Raw genomic sequence first — 21,729 nt, forward strand, 5'->3', positions numbered from 1 at the left:
TTTGCGCACTTAAAACCAACATTGTGCTATGTTAAATCAAAAAAGAGTTGTAATAGATTATGTTTCGCCAAATGTAAATAGAGGCGAATTTTATATTAAGCGTGTCGTAAATGAACTAATTAATATTGAAGCCCACATCTTGGCAGATGGTCATGATGTTCTGGGTGCTTCGGTACTTTATAAACATGAAGACGAAAAACTTTGGGCAGAAGCACGTTTAGGATTAGCAGTAAATAATGAATGGCACGGAACCTTTGCAGTTACAAAACAAGGGTTTTATTCCTATAAAGTTCAAGCTTGGGTAGACTATGCGCTTAACTGGCAACACGGTATAGAGCGTAAAATTGATGATGGACAATACGTTAAATCTGAACTTTTAGAAGGTATTGAATACCTCAAGGCCATTAAAGATGAGGTTGAACAAGACGATTCATTTTACTTTGACCACCTCATCAATATTTTTGCAAACGAAAACAATTACGACGAAGCAATTGCAGAAGCTAGATCTGAGCGTTTACACTATATCTTTCTAAAACACCCTAAAAAAATACTTGCTAACGAAAGCAAAACATATAAAGCCTACGTAGATCGTAAAAAAGCGCGTTTTAGCACTTGGTACGAATTTTTTCCGCGTTCGGCTTCAGAACATGATGGTGTTCATGGCACCCTGAAAGATTGTGAAAGATTATTGCCAAGAGTTAAAAATATGGGGTTTGACACCTTATATCTGCCTCCAATTCATCCCATAGGTGAAGTAAACCGAAAAGGAAAAAACAATACTACAGAAGCTTTTGAAGGTGATGTAGGCTCTACTTGGGGTATTGGTTCTAGGCTTGGCGGACATAAAGATGTACACCCAGATTTAGGTAATATCGATGATTTGAAAAACTTAGTTCAAAAAGCTAAAGAACAAGGTATTGAAATTGCCATGGATTATGCCTTACAAGCTGCTCCAGACCACCCGTGGGTAAACCAACACCCAGAATGGTTTAAATGGCGACCAGATGGAACCGTTCAGTACGCTGAAAACCCTCCAAAAAAATACCAAGATATCCTACCTATTTATTGGGAAAGTGAAGACTACGAAAACCTATGGAAAGAGTGTTTGGACATTCTCTTGCATTGGATAGATTGTGGTGTAAATGTGTTTAGGGTAGATAACCCGCACACAAAACCTTTTTACTTCTGGAATTGGATCATCGCTCAAGTAAAGGCGAAACACCCAGATGTTATATTTCTGGCCGAGGCCTTTACCGCGCCTAAAGTCATGCAACAATTGGCTAAACAAGGCTATACACAATCTTACACTTATTTTACTTGGCGTAATACCAAGCAAGAATTAATTGAATATGTGGAAGAGCTTACCAAAACAGAATCTCGTGAATATATGCAACCCAACTTCTGGCCTAATACACCAGACATTAACCCGTTTCATTTACAGGGAGCTAATGAAGCTAAGCATATAATCAGGTACAGTCTGGCGGCTACTTTAAGTTCTAGCATTGGTATTTATGGACCTGTTTTCGAATATATGCTAAGTGATCCTTTGTTGGGTAGAGAAGAATACAACAACTCAGAAAAATTTCAATTCACACATTACGATTGGAATATCCAAAACAAATTAATTACGGTTATTACAAAACTAAATAACCTTAGGCATCAAAACGAAGCACTACAGCAAACCAATAACATAAAATTTTGCCATATAGAAAACGAAAACCTTATGGCGTTTTACAAGTGGAACGATTCTAAAACTAATGAGCTATTAATCATTATTAGTTTAGATGCTCACAATATGCAGCAAGGAACAGTTCAGTTACCGTTGGCAGAAATGGGAGTTGACGCTGGTCATCATATTGAAATGCATGATTTAATTACCGATAATCGTTATAACTGGCAAAACGAGTGGAACTTTGTAGAGTTACATCCTACTTTACCGTTCCATATTTTCCAAATGAATAAATAATACCATATGACCAAAACAACAACTCGTTCTCAAACAGATGCTGTGTTCGTTATCAATGAACATTGGGAACAGTTGTTGAATAATAAAGCTTTTACGAGCGCTTTTTTAAGTGATGTTTTAGAAAATTATATCGTAAAACAGCGGTGGTATGGCGGTAAGGCAAGCCGTATAAAATACATTGAATTATCAGAATATTTTAGACTACAGCATAAAGGCGAAGTATATTACGGGTTAATTCTAGAAGTAAATTACCATGAGGCCTTTTATCATCATTATTTTCTGCCCATTGCCTTCGTTACCGACGAGGCTTACGTAGAGGACAGTGCTATTCTGCCCATAGAACTATCGGGGATTGGCGGCCATATTATAGATGCCACTTACCTTGAGGCTTTTAGAAGAGTAATTTTCAACAGACTAGTTACAGCAGAACCGAACGATAAAACTCCCGTTCGATATCACAAAAACAAACGTCTTGATGGTATTGAATACGAAACTTCTAGGTTTATGGGCTTGGAACAAAGCAATACCTCTATAGTTTACAACAATAAGTACGTTTTAAAATTCTTTAGGCGCATATATGCCGATAAAAATCCAGATTATGAAATGTCTCGATTTCTTTCTGAGAAAAAAGAATTTAAAAACACACCTGCTTATCTAGGAAGTATCAATATTGAAGACTCCGATAGCGATATTATCACCATAGCTCTAATGCAAGAAATGATTCCTAATGAAGGGGATGCTTGGGATTATATGCTAAAAGAACTTCATAAGCTCTTCATGCATCTCAAGGAAACGCAAATAGATGTTGCTACTTTATCAAATGCCCCTTTATTTTCCAGATTGAACTTAGAGGATATTTCTCCTGAAATTCTTAACTGGATAGGCCTTTCTTTTTTCAAAAAAATACAAACTTTGGCAAAAAGAACAGCAGAAATGCATATTGCCCTTGGCGCTGAATTTGAAGAAACAGCTTTCGACCCAGCAAGATTTAATAGCGATTACGAGGTTTGGCTAAAAAACAGATTGCTTTATCAATTCCAAAATAGACTCAATACCGTTGAAAACAACCTTCATAAGTTAGAAGGCCTTACACTCAAATTGGCCCAAGAATTTCTTGATAGAAAAAACGACATAAGGAAGCGTTTTGTAAAATTCGATTGGACCAAACTGAAAGGCGAACGCATAAGGGTTCATGGTGATTATCACTTAGGGCAAATATTGGTTCATAAAGACGACTTCTATATTTTAGATTTCGAAGGCGAGCCAGAAAGTACCATTCGAGATCGTAAAGTAAAGCAACCCCCATTAAAAGATGTTTCGGGCTTATTTCGAAGTTTTCACTATGCTATTTATAGTTGTATCCTCAATCATGGAGCAACATATGGTATACCTCGAAAGCAGTTGTTTAAAGCAGCCGATGTTTTATTCAACCATATCACTGGTGTGTTTTTAGACACCTATGTCGCACTAGTACGGGAAGCTAACTTAAACATTGGCTACGAAAAAGAACGCAATTTTATTTTAAAATATACAATGCTCGAAAAAGCCGTTTATGAAATCGGATACGAGCTAAACTCACGTCCACAATGGGCGGTAATCCCTTTAAAGGGAATCTCTAACATTATTAACAACTAACTATTCATGGCACATGTAAAATCTTATAGCTTATTCACAGATTTCGATATCGACTTGTTCAAATCAGGCAAACACTATCGCCTTTACGAGAAATTTGGTTCGCACCTTGTTACTGTAGATGGTATAGAAGGCACCTATTTTGCAGTTTGGGCACCTAGCGCCAAACAAGTATCGGTGGTTGGGGATTTTAATTATTGGATGGAAGGCGAGCATCAGCTTAATGTACGATGGGATTCTAGTGGTATCTGGGAAGGTTTTATTCCTATGGTAAGTAAAGGGAGTATCTACAAATACAAAATTCAAAGTCATCACAATGATATAAAAACAGAAAAAGCCGACCCCTACGCAAGACGCTGCGAACACCCACCAAGTACGGCCTCTATAGTTTGGGACGACAACTATACCTGGAAAGATAAATCTTGGATGAAAAACAGAAAGAAACACAATGCTATAGATGCACCTTATTCTGTTTACGAAGTACACTTAGGATCCTGGAAGCGTAATGTCGAAGAAGACCGTTTTATGTCTTATTACGAATTGGCCGATGATTTAGTACAGTACGTGAAAGAAATGAATTTTACCCATGTAGAGCTTATGCCTATTATGGAATATCCTTTCGATCCTTCGTGGGGTTACCAGCTTACAGGGTATTTTGCACCAACCTCAAGATTCGGGTATCCCGAAGAGTTTAAATACCTAGTAGATCAACTGCACCAAAATGGCATTGGTATTATTTTAGATTGGGTACCTTCTCACTTCCCAGAAGATGCTCACGGATTGGGATTCTTTGATGGATCACATCTATATGAACACCCTGATCGCCGTAAGGGCTATCACCCAGACTGGAAAAGTTTAATCTTTAATTATGAACGAAACGAAGTTCGTTCATTCCTTATAAGTAATGCAGTATTTTGGTTAGATCAATATCACGCCGACGGGCTACGTGTAGACGCAGTAGCTTCTATGTTGTTCCTAGATTACTCTAGAGAAGACGGTGAGTGGGAACCTAATATCTATGGCGGAAGAGAAAATCTTGCGGTTATAGATTTCCTTAAACAATTGAATGAAGAAGTATACAAATCCTTCCCAGATGTTCAAACTATTGCTGAAGAATCGACCGCATTCCCAATGGTATCCAAACCTACCTTTTTGGGCGGATTAGGCTTTGGCATGAAATGGATGATGGGCTGGATGCACGATACCTTAGAATATTTTGCTAAAGACCCAGTGTATCGAAAATACCATCAAAATGAAATTACCTTCAGTTTAGCCTATGCTTTTACAGAAAATTTCATGCTACCCTTGTCACACGATGAGGTTGTTTATGGTAAAAATTCCATTTTAGGAAGAATGCCTGGAGACGAATGGCAACGTTTTGCAAACCTAAGATTGCTTTACGGTTATATGTTCACACATCCCGGAACTAAACTTTTGTTTATGGGTGGTGAATTTGGGCAATACAACGAATGGAATTTTCAAGAAAGTTTGGATTGGAATTTATTGGATTTTAAGCCTCATAAAGACACACAAAACTACTTTAAAGCTTTAAATAAACTTTACAAAAGCACACCGGCACTTTACGAAAAAGCCTTTACTAGCGAAGGATTTGAATGGATAAGCCACGACGATCACGACAATTGTGTAATATCTTATATACGAAAAGGGTACGATGAGGCCAATAATGTAGTGGTAGTTTGTAACCTCACACCAACCATTCGTGAAAACTATAAAATAGGTGTCCCTTTTGAAGGAAAATTAAAAGAAATCTTTAACTCAGACCTTAAAAAGTTTGGAGGAAGCGGTATAAGTAATCGAAAGGGTATTGCCATTCAAAAAGAGTCATGGAATGGAAAAGATTTTTCTGCTGAAATTACCTTGCCACCTCTTGGTGTTGTAGTATTTAACTTCCAATAAAAGATATGCTTACATAATACGTAAAATAGGCTTTAATTATTTAACGGTTAGATAATAAAAACGTGGTTTTTTTAAAAAAAAACCACGTTTTAAAATATATTCTTTTAGTATTTTCGTCAATTCATAACTAACTGATTTTATTTATGATACTGAATACTGAATTAGAATATAAAGGCGATTTGTTTCCTTCGCAGGTTGTGGGTTACGAGAAGGATGTTGATATATTAAATTTCGCCACTTCAAATAATGTAATATTACAACTTACTGTACTCAGAGATAGTGTACTTCGCTTTAGATATACCACCGTTGGAAAGTTCGATAATGATTTTTCATATGCCATTGACGAAAAAGCAAGTCGTGGATTCAATCACCTTGAAATAACCGACGATGAGGAAAAGTACATCGTTACGACTGCTAAACTAATTTGCCACATATACAAGAGCGACTTAAGAACCTCAATTCTAGATGCTAATGATAATTCTATCATCTGTCAAGACGAGCTTGGTTTTCATTGGGAAGAGAGCTATGAATTAGGTGGAGATATTGTGAAAATGAGTAAAGCAGCTCAAAATGGTGAAAGCTATTATGGTCTTGGAGATAAACCAGAGCATATAAATTTGAAGGGGCGTCGTTTTGAAAACTGGGCTACAGATTCTTATGCCTATGGTAAAAACACCGACCCGATTTACAAAGCTATTCCGTTTTATACTGGGTTACACGAAGGGAAATCTTATGGTATTTTCTTTGACAACAGTTTTAGAACTTACTTCGATTTTTGTCAAGAAAGACGTAATGTAACCAGCTTTTGGGCTCTAGGAGGAGAAATGAATTACTATTTCTTCTACGGTCCTAAAATGGAAGATGTTGTGGTAAGCTACACCGATTTAACGGGTACTCCAGAATTACCCCCATTATGGGCTTTGGGTTACCACCAATGTAAATGGAGTTACTATCCTGAGTCTAAGGTTAAAGAGATTACCGATAAGTTTAGAGAACTCAAAATACCATGTGATGCTATCTACTTAGATATTGATTATATGGAAGGCTTCCGTTGTTTTACATGGAGCAAAGAATATTTCCCTGAGCCAAAACGTATGGTTAAGGAGCTGGCTGACGACGGATTTAAAACCGTTGTAATCATTGATCCGGGAATTAAAATAGATATGGAATACGATGTATTCCGTGAAGGTTTAGAAAAAGATTATTTCTGTAAACGAGCCGATGGCCCCTACATGAAAGGTAAAGTATGGCCTGGAGAATGTTATTTCCCAGATTTTACAAGACCCGAAGTACGCGAATGGTGGGCCGGTTTGTTTAAAGAACTCATAGAAGATATTGGTGTTAAAGGGGTTTGGAACGATATGAACGAACCTGCTGTAATGGATGTTCCAGGAAAATCGTTCCCTCCAGATGTGAGACACGATTACGATGGTAACCCTTGCTCCCACCAAAAAGCGCATAACATTTACGGTATGCAGATGGCAAGAGCTACTTACCATGGTTTAAAACGCTTTAATTATCCAAAACGCCCATTTGTAATTACCCGTTCTGCTTATTCGGGTACACAACGTTACACCTCAACATGGATGGGAGACAACGTAGCTACTTGGGAACACTTACAAATTGCCAATATCCAAGCGCAACGCTTGGCTTTATCTGGTTTCTCTTTTGCGGGATCTGATATTGGTGGTTTTGCGGAGCAACCTAATGGCGAGCTGTATGCCCGTTGGATTCAATTAGGTGTTTTCCACCCATTCTGTAGAACCCACTCTTCTGGAGATCACGGTGATCAAGAACCTTGGGCTTTCGATGAAGAAATTACAGATATTGTTAGAAAATTCATTGAAATAAGATATGAGCTTCTACCATACTTGTACACCACGTTTTATAAATATCACCACGATAACATTCCAATGTTAAAATCGTTGGTTTTATTCGATCAGGAAGATACACAAACACATTATAGAACCGACGAATTTGTTGTTGGTAACCATCTTCTGGTTTGTCCAATAAACGAACCGAATTCTAAAGGAAGGCGCATGTATATTCCTAGAGGAGAATGGTATAACTATTGGACAGATGAGGTTGTTGTTGGAGGAAAAGAAACATGGGTTGATGCTGATTTAGACAGTATGCCAATATTCGTAAAAGCCGGTGCTATTATTCCAAAATATCCAATACAGCAATACGTTGGTGAAAAAGAAATCGATCAATTAACCTTAGACGTTTATTACAAAAACGGCAAAGAAGATTCGGAAATTTACGAAGATGCCAACGATGGTTACGATTATACCAAAGGAAGATATAGTTTAAAGAAGTTTAACTTAGCAGGTAATGGTGATAAGCTAATCATAAGAATTCATAAAAGAGGTGCCTACATTGCGCCTTATGAAACCTTCAAGATTAATTTCCACGGACTACCGTTTAAAGTTAAATCGATTAAGGTAGATAACGAGTATGTAGACTTAAAAGATGTTAAGTTCAAGAATAACTCATTGGTTGTTACAAAGCTGTTTACAAACCTACAGCTAAAAGCAGACTAAGTACTATCTATCATATAAACAAAAAGAGAAAGGCTATCGTAACAGATAGCCTTTTTTTATTCAATAGCTTTTCCTAAATATACCAGCTTATACCCTTTTTCAATTTTCATAGATTTACTACTGTAAGTTGAAATAATTTCGAAAACACCTCGCTTATCTTTTATTAATATAGGTGTTCTGTTTTCATCCTTACTTACTTTTTCAATAAGTTCATCGTAGTGCTTTCTACTTTCAATTTCAATCTCTTGAATGGAAGGGTATTTCAAGGCTATTTCGGTAAGCGCATTAAAATCGTCTGTTTGAGAAAATAGCCCTTCTTTAGGAATACTGTCTGGGTCGCTCATTTCCTCGGCAGAAATCAATCTGAAGGTACCGTTTTCACCAAACTGGTCACTAAATTTATTAATGGCATAATCGTTAATAGCAGCACTACCGGTAAGCGCCATTAAAAACCCAACATCGTTTAGCTCAATATTATCCTCCAATTTAACCGAATAGATATCGGTATTTATAGCCTCAAGCCCCATTTCCTTGGCTGCTTTTATGTTATTTTGATTACTATCTATAAACACAACATGCCTATTATTATCTACCAAATATTTACCTATTAAACGCGATACCGGCGATGCGCCAACTATTAAAACACCATAAGAGTTCTTTAAAAATACCCCTATAATTTTTGCAAAATATCGAGCTGTCGTAGCGTTCAAAAGGACCGTTCCAAGAACAATCATAAACACCAAAGGCGTAATGTACTCTGCACCTTCAACACCTTGTCGCATTAATTTACTCCCAAATAAAGACGCGATACCCGCTGCTACTATACCTCGAGGGCCTACCCAACTAATAAAAAGTTTATCATTCGTTTTTAGTGAAGAGTTGGCGGTACATATAAAAACAGCTATTGGTCGGACTATAAATACAACAGCTCCAAAAAGAATGGCAGCATTCCAGTTGTATAGCAACCTCATGTCCTCAATATTGATATTGGCTGCGAGCAAAATAAACAGAATAGATATGAGTAACACACTAAGCGACTCCTTAAAATATAGTAGCTCTTTGATGTTTTCGAGTTTTCCATTACCTAAAACCATTCCCATGACTACAACAGCTAATAATCCCGATTCGTGAGCAAAAATCTCAGATTCTACAAACACCAACAATACCGTAGAAAGGGACACCACATTAAGAAGATAATGTGGTATAAGTTTTTTATTTATTACAAAGGCCAAAGCGTGTGCGAAGGTAAATCCAAAGGTTGTTCCAAAGAGTAAAATTTTACCAAATTCGATTAACGCCGTCTTGGTAAACCCTACTTCGCCTTCAACACTAATAAATTCAAAAACCAATACAGCAACTAAAGCACCTATGGGATCTATTAAAATACCTTCCCATTTTAATACTGTGGATATGTCTTTCTTAAGCGGAATGTTACGTAGAATGGGTGTTATTACTGTGGGCCCAGTTACAATAATCAATGCCGAAAAAAGAAATGATAATTCCCAACTCAAGTTAAAAACGAAATGAGCTAATATACCAGCACCAAAAAAAGTAACAGCAGATCCAAGCGTAATTAGCTTTGTAATGACAGGTCCCAAACTTTGAATTTCAGAACGCTTTAGGGTTAATCCCCCTTCAAAAAGAATAATGCTTATGGCCAACGACACAAAATAGTAAAGTCCTTCACCAGGAAATAGGCCTTTTTCTCCGTTCCAAATGGGTTCTATCCACTTCGTGCCATCTTCACTTAAATATTCAGCGGCAATAGGGCCAACCAAAAGACCAATTAAAATTAAGGGTAAAATGGCAGGAATCTTGAGTTTCCATGCAAACCACTGGGCTAAAATTCCTAGGATAATAATTCCTGCAAGTTCTAACATACACAAGTTATTTTTGTGAGAACACTAATATAAATAAAACGATTGATTTCTTTTTTAAAATACTCCATTCGGATAATAAAATTCGATATTAAAATTTATCAATCTGTATAAACGTAATTTCTATTGTATTTAATCTTAATATATTCTTAACGAATCTTAAATTTCCTTGCTATTTTTTTAATTTTACATGTTATGAAATTATACCCGATTAATGCTGGAAATTTTAAGTTAGATGGTGGTGCCATGTTCGGTGTAGTACCCAAATCTCTATGGCAAAGAACCAATCCGGCAGACCAAAATAACATGATAGATATCGCGTCGCGTTGCTTGCTCATTGAAGATGGCAACAAGTTGATTTTAATCGACACTGGTATGGGCGATAAGCAATCTGATAAATTTTTTGGGTATTATAATTTGTGGGGTGATGACTCTTTAGATGTGTCTCTTAATAAACACGGATTCCATAGGGATGACATAACAGACGTGTTTTTAACGCACCTCCATTTTGATCATTGCGGCGGTTGTATTCAATGGAATAAGGCTAAAACTGGTTATGAACCAGCTTTTAAAAACGCGCATTTTTGGAGTAATAAAGATCACTGGAAATGGGCAACCGAACCCAACAGAAGGGAAAGAGCCTCGTTCTTAAAGGAAAATATTCTTCCAATAGAAGCGAGTGGCCAACTAAAATTTACTGCAATTACTAAAGACAACGCCTTGGCTAACTCAGAATTAGGCTTCGATATTCTTTTTGTTGATGGACATACCGACAAACAAATGCTCCCTATCATTACTTACCAAGAGAAAAGCATTGTCTTTATGGCAGATTTATTACCAACTGCTGGCCATTTGCCCCTACCCTACATTATGAGCTATGATACAAGACCGCTTCTAACCCTTAATGAAAAAGAACGATTTTTAAACCTTGCTGCCGAAAACAATTATCATTTGTTTTTAGAACACGATGCCCACAACGAAATTATTACCGTTAAAAAAACAGATAAAGGTGTAAGGTTGAATGAAAGTCTTTCTATTAAAGACATTTTTTAATTAATTAAAACAGCTATGAGAATATTAAAAATTATCATTATTCCTGCTTTTTTTGCTACAATCTTTTTTAGTTGTAGTTCTGCAAGCATCATTTCCACACCTGTTGAAAATATTGATAAAACCCCATTAAAAGTTGCTGAGTTAACAAAGGCCGAAAAAGAAAAATGGGGCCATTTAGATTTAGTCAAAGATACCATTCCAGGTATGAGTGTTGAAAAAGCTTATACTGAAATTCTAAAAAAAAGAAAAGGAAAACAAGTTATTGTAGCAGTTTTAGACTCTGGAATTGATATTGACCATGAAGATTTAGATGATGTTATTTGGGTCAACGCGGATGAGAAACCAAATAATGGTATTGACGATGATAAAAACGGTTATATTGATGACATAAACGGTTGGAATTTCGTTGGAGATGGGTATTACGAACAATTAGAGTTAGTAAGACTTTTAGCTTCAGGAGATACTAATAATCCAAGGTATGAGGAAGCGAAAAGCGAACTGAATTCCCTAAGAGATAAATACTCTAAATTAAAGGCTAATAATGAAGAATTTCTTATTCAGGTAAACAGTGCCGATGAAACCATCTCCAATCATTTAGGTAAAAAAGATTATACTAAAAACGATGTTAAGTCAATAAAAACCCAAGACAGAGGGTTACAGCAATCTGTAGCTATAATAAATTATGTTTACAGTCTTGAATTTACTTCCGTTTCAGAATTTAAAGAAGTTCTTGAGAATAGTTTAAAATCAGCAAACGACTTTCTAAATTATTTTTTAAACATTAATCACAAAGGAAGGGTAACTGGAGATAATCCCGACGACTTGAGTGACAAGCCTTATGGAAATAATGATGTTAAACCCAGAAAAAAAAGTGAATCTCATGGCACACATGTTTCTGGGATTATAGCTGCCGAAAGAAACAACGGTAAAGGGATTAATGGTGTTGCTAACAACGTAAGAATTATGGCCATTCGTTCAACACCCAGAGGAGATGAATACGATAAAGATGTTGCTTTAGCTATAAGATACGCCGTAGATAATGGTGCTTCTATAATTAACTGTAGTTTTGGAAAAAGTTATTCCCCTCATAGCGATTGGGTAAGAGATGCCATTGTATATGCGAGTAAAAACGACGTGCTGATTGTTCATGCTGCAGGAAACGATTCTAAAAACATAGATAAAAAACCAAATTTTCCAGACGATAATGTAAATGGCGAGGAGGTTTCTAGTAATTACCTAAGAGTTGGGGCTTTAGACCCAAAATATGGGTCTAGTATTGTAGCCAGTTATTCAAACTATGGTAAAAATAACGTAGATGTTTTTGCTCCAGGAACAGATATATATTCTACAGTTCCCGAAAATGAATATAAATTTGAACAAGGCACCTCTATGGCCGCACCTGCCGTAACAGGCGTTGCAGCATTAATTCGCTCTTATTATCCAAATTTAAGTGCAGCACAGGTTAAGAGAATAATTATGGATTCTGGCTTACCAATAAAATCAAAAATAATTGTTGGTGGCAACACCAGTGATATTAAAAACTTCAGTGAAATTGCAAAATCTGGTAAAATAGTGAATGCCTACAATGCACTTATTATGGCTTCTAAGATAGCCTCTATTAATTAAACCTAACATATGAATCGTATTCTCCCTTCTCTTTTTGGTCTCCTCCTAATATGTTCTTGCGCTGGAACCAAGGAATCTGCTACGGTTACTCCTATAGCAACACCCACGCCTGTACCTTATGTAAGTTCAATGCCTACATATTGGCAACAGCATGTAGATTATAAAATGGAAATTGATATGGATGTAAACACCTATCAATACAAAGGGAAACAAACACTAGTCTACACAAACAACTCTCCAGATGTGTTAAATAAGGTATTCTATCATTTATACTTCAATGCCTTTCAGCCTGGTAGCGAAATGGACGTACGCTCCAGAACCATTGCAGACCCAGACCCAAGAGTTGGTGACCGCATAAGCAAACTAAAGCCTAATGAAATTGGTTATATAAAAGTACAATCGTTAAAACAAAATGGAACCATTCTTAAACATGAAACTGTAGGTACAGTATTAGAAGTTGACCTCTCAAAACCAATACAACCTGGCGAAAAAGTAACTTTTAGTATGGTCTTTGATGCTCAAGTACCTCTACAAATACGCCGCTCTGGAAGAAACAACAATGAAGGGGTTGCCTTATCGATGACACAATGGTACCCAAAATTAGCAGAATACGATTTTGAAGGCTGGCATGCCGACCCATATATTGGACGTGAATTTCATGGTGTATGGGGAGATTTTGATGTAAAACTAACTATTGATAAAGACTATGTAGTTGGAGGCTCTGGATATCTTCAAAACCCTAACGAGGTTGGTCATGGATACGAAACTAAAACTGTAACGCCTACCAACTCCAAAAAGGTTACTTGGCATTTTATAGCGCCTAATGTTCATGACTTTACATGGGCTGCAGACCCCGATTATATTCATGATACTATGCAAGTTCCCGATGGTCCTTTGTTACACTTTCTTTATAAAAATTCACTAGATAGCAAGACTAAAAATAGTTGGAAAAAACTACAACCTAAAACTGTAGAGCTCATGCAATACTTTAGTGAGCACGTAGGAACCTATCCTTACAAACAATACTCGGTTATTCAGGGTGGTGATGGTGGTATGGAATATGCTATGTGTACCCTTATTACAGGAAAGCGTAGCTTTGGTAGTTTGGTTGGTGTTACGGCACATGAACTGGCACATACTTGGTTTCAGTTTTTATTGGCTACCAATGAGGCAAAACACGAATGGGTCGATGAAGGTTTTACCTGCTACATTAGCGATGCGGCAATGAATACTATTATGAAACAGGGTAAAGAAAACCCGTTTGCCAGTGCGTATGGTGGTTATTTATACCTAGCAAATTCGGGTAAAGAACAGCCGCTCTCTACTCATGCCGACAGGTATCATTACAATCAGGTCTATGGTATTTCAGCATATAATAAAGGGGAGGTGTTTTTAGCCCAATTAGGTTATGTAATAGGTGAAGAAAACTTAAACAAAACCATTAAAAGCTTCTTTTCAGAATGGGCTTTTAAGCACCCAACACCAAACAGTTTTATCCGCTCTGCCGAAAAAGTGTCTGGTTTAGAACTGGACTGGTACTTAATGGATTTTGCGCAAACAACAAATACAATAGATTATGGCGTAAAATCTATAGATGGTAATTCTGTAACCCTTGAACGTATCGGTTTAATGCCTATGCCCATAGATTTAACCGTTACTTACACCGATGGTTCTAAAGAAGATTTTTATATCCCGTTACAAATGATGCGTGGTGAAAAACCAACCTCAGCAACAGTCATAAAAGATTGGGCTTGGGCCTACCCAACCTATACTTTTAAAACATCTAAAGCCATACAGCATGTTGAAATAGACCCTAAAAATCTTATGGCAGATGTTGATAAGAAAAATAACAAACTTTAGTTAGCATAAAAAAGTTAAAACATTAGCGTTTCTAATTTTAGAAGCGCTTTTTTTATGTTCATTTAATAAAATTTTGCTACTTTAAAAAAAGAAAATGAAAACAACACCTGAACACAACAAACGTATTGCAGAAATGAAATTCTCATCGGTGCTCCCACATTACGTTAGTAAAATTGAAAAAAAGGGAAGAACCAAAGCAGAACTTTTTACGGTAATTGAGTGGTTGACCGGTTTTAACGAAAACGACCTGAATACACTTATTAAAGGCCAAGTAACCTTTAAAACGTTTTTTGAAAAAGCCCAATTAAACCCTAATGCCCAACTAATAAAAGGAGTCATCTGTGGTTATCGCGTTGAGGACATCGATAATCCTTTAACTCAAAAAGTTAGGTATCTAGATAAAGTTATCGATGAATTGGCTCGAGGTAAAAAGCTAGAAAGTATTTTACGAAAACCTAAATGATGTTATAAAGAATATTTAAATGGTACTCTTGCCCCTATACCACCTTTCATTTTTATACATATAGGTCTTAGCTACACGTTCTCGGTTATTTAATCTCAAATACGTTTTATTGGTATGCCGATTTCTATAGCCTAACAAATGAAAAACAGCTTTTGCATAAAATCTGGCCACCTTTAAATCAACTTTTAGGGTACCCTTATTTTTATTTAACCAAGAAATTCCAGGAAGTATAATTAGAAGTCCATCGATTCTAATTCGCCTTAAAAACGCAGACAATTTTAAAAAAAACGGCTTGATTGAACTAACTATAAAAAAGCCTTCTGATCCTTGTTTTTGATATAAAGGCATAAATATCAACCCTTTACGAATAGAATATATGTTTTCTCCATTACTAACAGCTAAGGGAACACCTTTTTTTACCGTTTGGAAACTCTTAAAACCATTCAACATAACAAACTGTTCTTCGTTCTTTATTCTGTGTAAATAAACAACTTCCAAAAAGCCTGTGGTTTTCTTGGCTTGAGATTTTAAATGTTTATAGTGGTTTTTAAAATCGATAGCCTCTGTAGTGTTTAAAATTCCTGAATACTTCAAAGCCAAGTACAAAAAAGATTCACTATTGTATACAGCCATTGCTTGGTCGTGTTGTCCCGATTCGAAACCTAAAGATACATACCCCAATTCATTAATATAACTCAAAAGAGGGCCTTCTAAATACTCCTCTATTCCTAAAACTATGGGAACAGGAAAATATTCTGAAAACTTCCTGTTTATCAAAGCATCGTTTATGGTTATAAAGGGCAGTGTTTTGCTTGATGTTGTGTGAAGGTCTATAAAATAATAAGGAGGGGAATCTGTTTTTAATATTTTATAGACTAAATCCAATAAAATCAATAATTCGCCTTCCTCAACAGAAATTTTAGATTTGTTCTTTATGGATGCAATATTATCACTAGTCCACAATCTATTAAGATCTTGATCTACGTATCTTTGCTGTTTTTTTAAAGCCTCAAGATTACCACTTATAACATAAATTGTACCCTTAACCTCTTCTGGGTTTAGATTGTCCAGAACTTTTTTTGAAGCAAATACACCAGCTGTTTCATTACCATGAATACCAGCAAAAACCACTAAAGTGGGTCCTGAACTATTTCCAGTAACCTTTCCTATAAACCTTTCAATTTTAATAGTTTTATTAAGTGCTTTGCTTTGTACATTAACCATACATTAAATGTCATTGTTTGTAATTAATCCAATTAATTTTGTCTGATTAACAACTGGTAAACAACTTAAATTGCTTTGTTTCATGAGAGATATTGCATCATGAACTGGCATATACTCGTCCACTGTTAAAAGATTAGTTTTCATAATACTTTTAACGCTTTTATTTAGATTATCTGGTTCGTTCAAAAATGATTTTACATCATCCCAATATAATAACCCAATCAATTCAACATCATCGTTTATAACTGGCATATGATGAATATTTTTCCAAAGCATCATATTCAAAACAAGTTCTACACTATCATTCTGGCGAACAGAAAAAATATCAGAATTCATAATGTGTTTTACCACCTTATTTTCCCCATTACCTTTTCCTAAATTTGTGTTTAACAACCCCCAAGTAGAAACAGGATATCCCTTTTCTTGTTTTTCGTGAATATTGGCCGTTAAAATTTGCATGGCCTGATAAGGTTTATATGCTTTAAGGAGATTTCTATAGTTTGTAACGAGCCATTCAGACCCACTTGTTGTATGTACTCTGTTTTTTATGATTTTTAAATAATACTCTGCATCTAGTGGTGAAATACCGTATTTATATAGACCCTTATAAGCCATTGGCAAGAGCTCATTAACAATTAAATCGTAACTTGAAATATATTTCCCGTTCCACTTAAATAAGGTGGCTTTTCCGTATCTAGCTGCATTGAAAAAGTTACTTTTCACATCTTTAAAATCCCATTTTTCATGAATATTTTCTAATTCTTTGGGCTTACCAAGCATAATACCTACCCAAAACATGAAATTGGCTATTTCATCTTTTGTTGTGGGGCCAGAAGGTATATATCTATTCTCAATTCTTAAACTTGGTTTCCCTTCAAGAACACCATAGCAAACGCGGTTCCACGGATAAATGGTACCATTATGTAAGCCAAGTGCTCTAAGCCTTGGAATCTCTCCATTGTCGAGCATTTCCACACTATTCTTAGTAAAACCAGTAGTTAAAAAGCTTCTGAACCTTGAAATATTATCTTTGAAAATATCTGCAATGGATCCTGTTTGCCAGTTGTTTCCAAAACTAACCCTAGATTGTTTTTCATTGAGTAAATAGGAATTTGCTCTAGTATCTATGCTCTGGGTGAAAAGCGCTATTCTTGTTTCGCTCCAAAGCTCCTTGCCAAAAAGTAAGGGCGAATTAGTACACGCACTTAAAACAGGACCCGCTATAGCTTGGGCCCAATTGTAATTATCAACAAAATCTTTAGTTCCCAATTGTAAATGCATTTGGAAACTGGTATTACACCCCTCTAGCATAACCGAATCATGCATTAAATTAAGTTCATCCACACCTTTAATATGAATGTCGAAATTTTGGCGTCTTGAATTTTTTATTGCCTCATTTATTAGGGCATAACGCTCAACCTCCGTCATATTTTGTTCATCAGAGTTTTTAACTGTTAATGACGGTAAAATACCGGTTAGTATAATTTTTATACCTTTTTCAGAAGCAGCAAGTCTAGCCTTATCTAGCAAGGCTTCTAAATGTTTGTATAATTCAGAAAAGCAGGTATTACCTAGTTGATAAGTATCGGAATTTATTTCTAAATTATAATTACTTATTTCGGTAGTAAAATGGTCATCATTAATAGCTTTTAGTAACTCTAAAGATTTATTTTCAGGCAGAAAGTTATTGTTTACAAGACAAAACTCTTGCTCCGCCCCAATTCTCAAAATATCATTTTCTATAATGCCCCTTTCAATCATTAATTCAAGAGCCTTTATATCATTTAATAAATGATTTATATAATTGGCTCTATCTTTTTTGGTTTTAAGTTTAGCAACTTTTAAATCTCCCATAACCCTATGTTTAATAATAACTTAACTTTATAAAGTTACCTTTGAAATAGTGATTAAACTATGATTTTCGTCAGGTGAGAATAATGGTTGCTTTTGTAGAAATTTTCGGTTATTTTCGTATAACGACGCATATCTTAATAAGTTGGCAATAATATCCAGAAAATGAACAAGGAAATTGAGGCTTTGAATAAGAAAAAAAAAGAGTATAGTCTCAAACTAATCAAAGATTACCTCTCGCCTCCAATATTCATTACCATATTAGCCTTGTTTATCCATCTTGTCTTTGATGTTTCTCTTTCTACTAACTATGGAGTCATTATTGGAATTTGGGTTGGAACTATCCTCAGGATTTTCCTTTTCGATTTCCGACCATCATATGTCTATAGCATTGAGTATTTAAATGGAAATCTATCCTTGTATTTAGTCAATCCGATTGGAAAAAGTAAAGTATTAGAATACTCTAAAATGGAATTAGATTCTTTTTTTGTCAAAAGGAAGTCGTTTTGGAAGGCTTATGGTAAGATATATGTTCAGAAAAATGGACTCGTTAGAAACTATAATATTGTGGACTCCCAACTAACTAATCAGTACTTAAAAATTCAAAAAGAAATTTAATAATATTACTATTTCCCAACAGCGTCAATAATTCAGCGTTATTTCACGTTAGACAAATACCTTATAACCAACTCTCAATCTAACATCCTTTAATTTTCCTACCTTTAGCCTTTAAAAATACCCCCATTGAGTTTCACTTACGGCAAAAAAGAAAAACTAAAGAGTAAAAAGCTAATAGATCAATTGTTTACTGAAGGACAATCGGTTTCGGCATACCCTTTGCGTTTAGTTTACCTAAAAACAGAATTTGAAGACGCGGTTACTGCCAAAACAGGAGTTTCAGTAAGTAAGCGATATTTTAAAAATGCGGTAGACCGAAATCGTATAAAACGCTTGTTAAGAGAATCTTATAGGTTAAATAAACATCGATATTTTAACAACTTTACAACGCAATATGCGTTCATGATTTTGTACATTGGAAAAGAAAAACTAACCTTTTCTGAAGTAGAAACCAAGATGAATAAGCTGTTTGATAAGTTTTTAAATAAAATTTCCCATGAAAAAAATAGTGAAAAATAAATTTGTTCTCGTTGCTTTAGCGACGACTCTTTTTTTAAGCACTACAGCTTTTAAAAACGATTTTTTTGAAATTGCCAAACAAATAGAAATTTTTACAACACTCTTTAAAGAACTCAACATGAATTATGTTGACGAAACCAATCCAGGCGACCTAATGGATACCGCCATTAAGAGCATGTTGGCAGATTTAGACCCGTACACCAATTTTATGAACGAGCAGGATGTAGAATCTGCCAGAATAAACAATACCGGAGACTACACGGGTATTGGAGCAAAAGTAAAAACATTAAAAGACAAGTTAATTATCATGGAACCCTATAAGGGGTATCCAGCAGATGAAGCCGGACTAAAAGCGGGTGACGAGATTATTAAAGTGGGTAATACGTTAATAGCAAATTATAAGGACACCAGTGGCGATTTGCTGAAAGGTACAGCTGGCTCTACTGTCGAGGTAACCTATAACCGACAAGGAAAAACAGCCACAGCCACTATTAAAAGAGCTGAGGTTGAAATTAAGGCCGTACCTCACTTTTCGTTGATAAATGATAAAACTGGGTATATCGTGCTGAGTAAATTTAACAGAAAAGCTCATGCCGAAACCAATTATGCACTTCGCGATTTGAAGGCTCAAGGTGCAGAACGTATTGTTTTGGATTTACGTGGTAACCCTGGTGGGCTTCTAAATGAAGCCATTAAAATTGTCAACCTATTTGTGCCTAAAGGGCAATTGGTGGTTACTACAAAATCTAAGGTTAAAAAATACAATCGTACGTATTATACGCAAAGTGAACCTATAGATACCGAAATCCCATTAGTTGTTCTAATCGATGGTAATAGTGCTTCAGCCAGTGAAATTGTTTCAGGGTCATTACAAGATTTGGATCGTGCTGTTATCGTAGGTTCCCGAAGTTTTGGTAAAGGTTTGGTACAAAGACCTAAACCCTTAACCTATGGCACACAAGTTAAAATTACCATTTCGAGATATTACACGCCTTCCGGAAGATGCATTCAATCTTTAGACTATTGGAACAGAAACGAAAAAGGAGAAGCTGTTCGAGTAAAACAGGAAAATTATAATGTATTTAAGACTAAAAACGGACGTAAGGTTTTCGATGGTGGCGGAGTGCTCCCAGATGTTGTTTTTAACGCCTCTAAAAATACAACCATTACCAATGCTATTTTAAACGATAACTTGGTTTTTGATTTTGCCACAGATTACTATTATAAGAACAACATAGAAAATATTAACCACGTAACGTTGGGTGAGGCCGATTTCTCCGATTTTAAAGACTACCTAAAGTCTAATAACTTTTCGTTTAAAACCAAAACAGAAAAAGCCCTTTACAAAGCTTTTGAAACGTCTACCGAAGAAGAATTAAACGATAATATTGAAAAAGATTTTAACAATCTAATAGCTAATCTAGAACATTCAAAGGACCTTGTTATAGACGAAAACAAAACCTTTCTACTAGAACTGTTAACCGAAGAAATCGTAAAACGATATGTGTATAGGGAAGGTTTGTACGAGTACTATAAAATTCACGATCCAAAGATTAAAAAGGCAACAGAAATACTAAGCAGTTCATCTAAATATTTGGCATATTTGCACTAAACACCTGTTTTTCAACCTTTAGTATTTGTAATTAAACGCAAAAAACAGGCTATTCCAGAGGTAATTGTTTAAAAATATTATATTTATATCCCAGATTATTACGGCCTACAATGCATAAGTTTTTTGTATTTATACCAACCTTTTTTCTTTTTTGTGTATTATCCCATTCACAAAAACTAACCCATGAAGTTTACTTCGATACCGATAAATACGACGTGCCTTCTACAGAACAAAGCCGTTTACTTCTGTTTATTTCTTCGCTAAGCGATATTGATATCGAATCTATTTCCATTTATGGTTTTTGTGATGATCGAGGTGCAGATTCTTATAATTTAGTATTATCACAACAACGTGCCAATGCTATAAAAGCATTATTTTCTGAAAATGAAATAAGCGAAGACCTCATCACTAATGTAGACGGTAAAGGCGAAGTTTTACTAAAAATAGTAGACGAAAAAAATGTACTCAAAATTAGAGGTTTAAATAGAAAAGTTGAAATTATAGTAAAACCAAAACCTGAAAAACCTAAAGAAGAAGACAAAGTAGTTCCTGTTGTTGTTAAAAAAACCGTATCAGAAAAAATTAGAGGCGATGTTAAGGTTGGAGATAAAATAATTTTTGAAAATATTCTTTTTAAAACAGGTTATGCAAGAATAAATCCAGAATCTAAAAAAACCTTAGATAATATCGCAAAGGCATTGATTGAAAGGGAAAACATATATTTTACCATTCAAGGTCATGTGTGCTGTACCAAATACACTAGAGATGCCATAGATAAAAAAACCAAAAAAAGAAACCTTTCTGAGGCCAGAGCTAAGTACGTTTATGAATACTTTGCTAAAAAAGGAATTAACAAAAGGCGTATGCGCTATATGGGTATGCGAAGAAAATTTCCGCTTGGTGGTGACCCTAAATTCGACAGACGTGTAGAAATACTAATAACTTATGTTGGTAAGGAGAATTAGTAA

The 21,729-nt window shown here is 35.5% G+C and carries 15 protein-coding genes; 12 read left to right on the forward strand and 3 right to left on the reverse strand.

What is annotated here, in order from left to right:
- Positions 1-28: 28 nt before the first annotated feature.
- The 4 genes from M0214_RS05895 (at position 29) to M0214_RS05910 (ending at position 8,058) form a co-directional block, all read left to right on the forward strand.
- Positions 29-1,966: an alpha-1,4-glucan--maltose-1-phosphate maltosyltransferase gene (locus M0214_RS05895; protein ID WP_248724540.1), complete on the forward strand. Its 1,938-nt coding sequence runs from the start codon at positions 29-31 to the stop codon at positions 1,964-1,966.
- Positions 1,967-1,972: 6 nt separating this feature from the next.
- The gene (locus M0214_RS05900; protein WP_248724541.1) at positions 1,973-3,601 is read left to right on the forward strand and encodes a trehalose synthase; all 1,629 of its coding nucleotides are present in this window, start codon (positions 1,973-1,975) and stop codon (positions 3,599-3,601) included.
- A gap of 6 nt (positions 3,602-3,607) precedes the next feature.
- The gene (gene glgB, locus M0214_RS05905; protein WP_248724542.1) at positions 3,608-5,515 is read left to right on the forward strand and encodes a 1,4-alpha-glucan branching protein GlgB; all 1,908 of its coding nucleotides are present in this window, start codon (positions 3,608-3,610) and stop codon (positions 5,513-5,515) included.
- Between the two features lie 143 nt (positions 5,516-5,658).
- On the forward strand, positions 5,659-8,058 hold the full coding sequence (locus M0214_RS05910; protein ID WP_248724543.1) for a glycoside hydrolase family 31 protein: 2,400 nt from the start codon (positions 5,659-5,661) through the stop codon (positions 8,056-8,058).
- Positions 8,059-8,114: 56 nt separating this feature from the next.
- On the opposite strand, the gene M0214_RS05915 is transcribed toward M0214_RS05910, so the two are convergent.
- The gene (locus tag M0214_RS05915; protein WP_248724544.1) at positions 8,115-9,938 is read right to left on the reverse strand and encodes a sodium:proton antiporter; all 1,824 of its coding nucleotides are present in this window, start codon (positions 9,936-9,938) and stop codon (positions 8,115-8,117) included.
- Between the two features lie 192 nt (positions 9,939-10,130).
- Here M0214_RS05915 and M0214_RS05920 point away from each other — a divergent pair, with 192 nt between their 5' ends.
- The 4 genes from M0214_RS05920 to M0214_RS05935 all read left to right on the forward strand — a co-directional run bounded on the left by M0214_RS05920 (position 10,131) and on the right by M0214_RS05935 (position 14,937).
- Positions 10,131-10,988, forward strand: coding sequence for an MBL fold metallo-hydrolase (locus M0214_RS05920; RefSeq protein ID WP_248724545.1), 858 nt, complete (start codon positions 10,131-10,133; stop codon positions 10,986-10,988).
- Positions 10,989-11,003: 15 nt separating this feature from the next.
- The gene (locus tag M0214_RS05925; RefSeq protein ID WP_248724546.1) at positions 11,004-12,614 is read left to right on the forward strand and encodes a S8 family peptidase; all 1,611 of its coding nucleotides are present in this window, start codon (positions 11,004-11,006) and stop codon (positions 12,612-12,614) included.
- 9 nt (positions 12,615-12,623) lie between these two features.
- Positions 12,624-14,474, forward strand: coding sequence for a M1 family metallopeptidase (locus M0214_RS05930; RefSeq protein ID WP_248724547.1), 1,851 nt, complete (start codon positions 12,624-12,626; stop codon positions 14,472-14,474).
- Between the two features lie 94 nt (positions 14,475-14,568).
- The gene (locus tag M0214_RS05935; RefSeq protein WP_248724548.1) at positions 14,569-14,937 is read left to right on the forward strand and encodes a DUF2200 domain-containing protein; all 369 of its coding nucleotides are present in this window, start codon (positions 14,569-14,571) and stop codon (positions 14,935-14,937) included.
- 15 nt (positions 14,938-14,952) lie between these two features.
- On the opposite strand, the gene M0214_RS05940 is transcribed toward M0214_RS05935, so the two are convergent.
- Positions 14,953-16,161 (reverse strand): succinylglutamate desuccinylase/aspartoacylase family protein, encoded by a 1,209-nt coding sequence (locus M0214_RS05940; RefSeq protein WP_248724549.1) that lies wholly within the window; start codon positions 16,159-16,161, stop codon positions 14,953-14,955.
- A gap of 3 nt (positions 16,162-16,164) precedes the next feature.
- Positions 16,165-18,015 carry a CBS domain-containing protein gene (locus tag M0214_RS05945; protein ID WP_248724550.1) on the reverse strand — a complete coding sequence of 617 codons (1,851 nt, stop codon included), beginning with the start codon at positions 18,013-18,015 and terminating at the stop codon, positions 16,165-16,167.
- 162 nt (positions 18,016-18,177) lie between these two features.
- Between M0214_RS05945 and M0214_RS05950 the strand changes: the two genes are divergently transcribed.
- From M0214_RS05950 to M0214_RS05965, 4 genes are all read left to right on the forward strand, one after another.
- Complete coding sequence (locus tag M0214_RS05950) at positions 18,178-18,630, forward strand: hypothetical protein (protein ID WP_248724551.1); 453 nt, start codon at positions 18,178-18,180, stop codon at positions 18,628-18,630.
- Between the two features lie 126 nt (positions 18,631-18,756).
- Entirely contained in the window at positions 18,757-19,149 is a 393-nt protein-coding gene (gene rnpA / locus M0214_RS05955) for a ribonuclease P protein component (RefSeq protein ID WP_248724552.1), read from the forward strand.
- A complete protein-coding gene (locus M0214_RS05960; RefSeq protein WP_248724553.1) occupies positions 19,127-20,761 on the forward strand; it encodes a S41 family peptidase in 1,635 nt (544 codons plus the stop codon). Before rnpA ends, M0214_RS05960 begins: the two co-directional genes overlap by 23 nt.
- A gap of 110 nt (positions 20,762-20,871) precedes the next feature.
- On the forward strand, positions 20,872-21,726 hold the full coding sequence (locus tag M0214_RS05965) for an OmpA family protein (RefSeq protein ID WP_248724554.1): 855 nt from the start codon (positions 20,872-20,874) through the stop codon (positions 21,724-21,726).
- The last annotated feature ends 3 nt before the right edge of the window (positions 21,727-21,729 follow it).

The organism is Seonamhaeicola sp. ML3, from assembly GCF_023273855.1.
In the GTDB taxonomy this organism is placed as follows: Bacteria; Bacteroidota; Bacteroidia; order Flavobacteriales; family Flavobacteriaceae; genus Seonamhaeicola.

What these genes read in the sequence shown, in the direction of transcription:
- M0214_RS05895 (WP_248724540.1), top strand. Translation starts at nt 29, where the DNA reads ATGTTAAATCAAAAAAGAGTTGTAATAGATTATGTTTCGCCAAATGTA.
- M0214_RS05900 (WP_248724541.1), top strand. Translation starts at nt 1,973, where the DNA reads ATGACCAAAACAACAACTCGTTCTCAAACAGATGCTGTGTTCGTTATC.
- M0214_RS05930 (WP_248724547.1), top strand. Translation starts at nt 12,624, where the DNA reads ATGAATCGTATTCTCCCTTCTCTTTTTGGTCTCCTCCTAATATGTTCT.
- M0214_RS05920 (WP_248724545.1), top strand. Translation starts at nt 10,131, where the DNA reads ATGAAATTATACCCGATTAATGCTGGAAATTTTAAGTTAGATGGTGGT.
- M0214_RS05935 (WP_248724548.1), top strand. Translation starts at nt 14,569, where the DNA reads ATGAAAACAACACCTGAACACAACAAACGTATTGCAGAAATGAAATTC.
- M0214_RS05960 (WP_248724553.1), top strand. Translation starts at nt 19,127, where the DNA reads ATGAAAAAAATAGTGAAAAATAAATTTGTTCTCGTTGCTTTAGCGACG.
- M0214_RS05940 (WP_248724549.1), bottom strand. Translation starts at nt 16,161, where the DNA reads ATGGTTAATGTACAAAGCAAAGCACTTAATAAAACTATTAAAATTGAA.
- M0214_RS05950 (WP_248724551.1), top strand. Translation starts at nt 18,178, where the DNA reads ATGAACAAGGAAATTGAGGCTTTGAATAAGAAAAAAAAAGAGTATAGT.
- M0214_RS05915 (WP_248724544.1), bottom strand. Translation starts at nt 9,938, where the DNA reads ATGTTAGAACTTGCAGGAATTATTATCCTAGGAATTTTAGCCCAGTGG.
- glgB (WP_248724542.1), top strand. Translation starts at nt 3,608, where the DNA reads ATGGCACATGTAAAATCTTATAGCTTATTCACAGATTTCGATATCGAC.
- M0214_RS05945 (WP_248724550.1), bottom strand. Translation starts at nt 18,015, where the DNA reads ATGGGAGATTTAAAAGTTGCTAAACTTAAAACCAAAAAAGATAGAGCC.
- M0214_RS05925 (WP_248724546.1), top strand. Translation starts at nt 11,004, where the DNA reads ATGAGAATATTAAAAATTATCATTATTCCTGCTTTTTTTGCTACAATC.
- M0214_RS05965 (WP_248724554.1), top strand. Translation starts at nt 20,872, where the DNA reads ATGCATAAGTTTTTTGTATTTATACCAACCTTTTTTCTTTTTTGTGTA.
- M0214_RS05910 (WP_248724543.1), top strand. Translation starts at nt 5,659, where the DNA reads ATGATACTGAATACTGAATTAGAATATAAAGGCGATTTGTTTCCTTCG.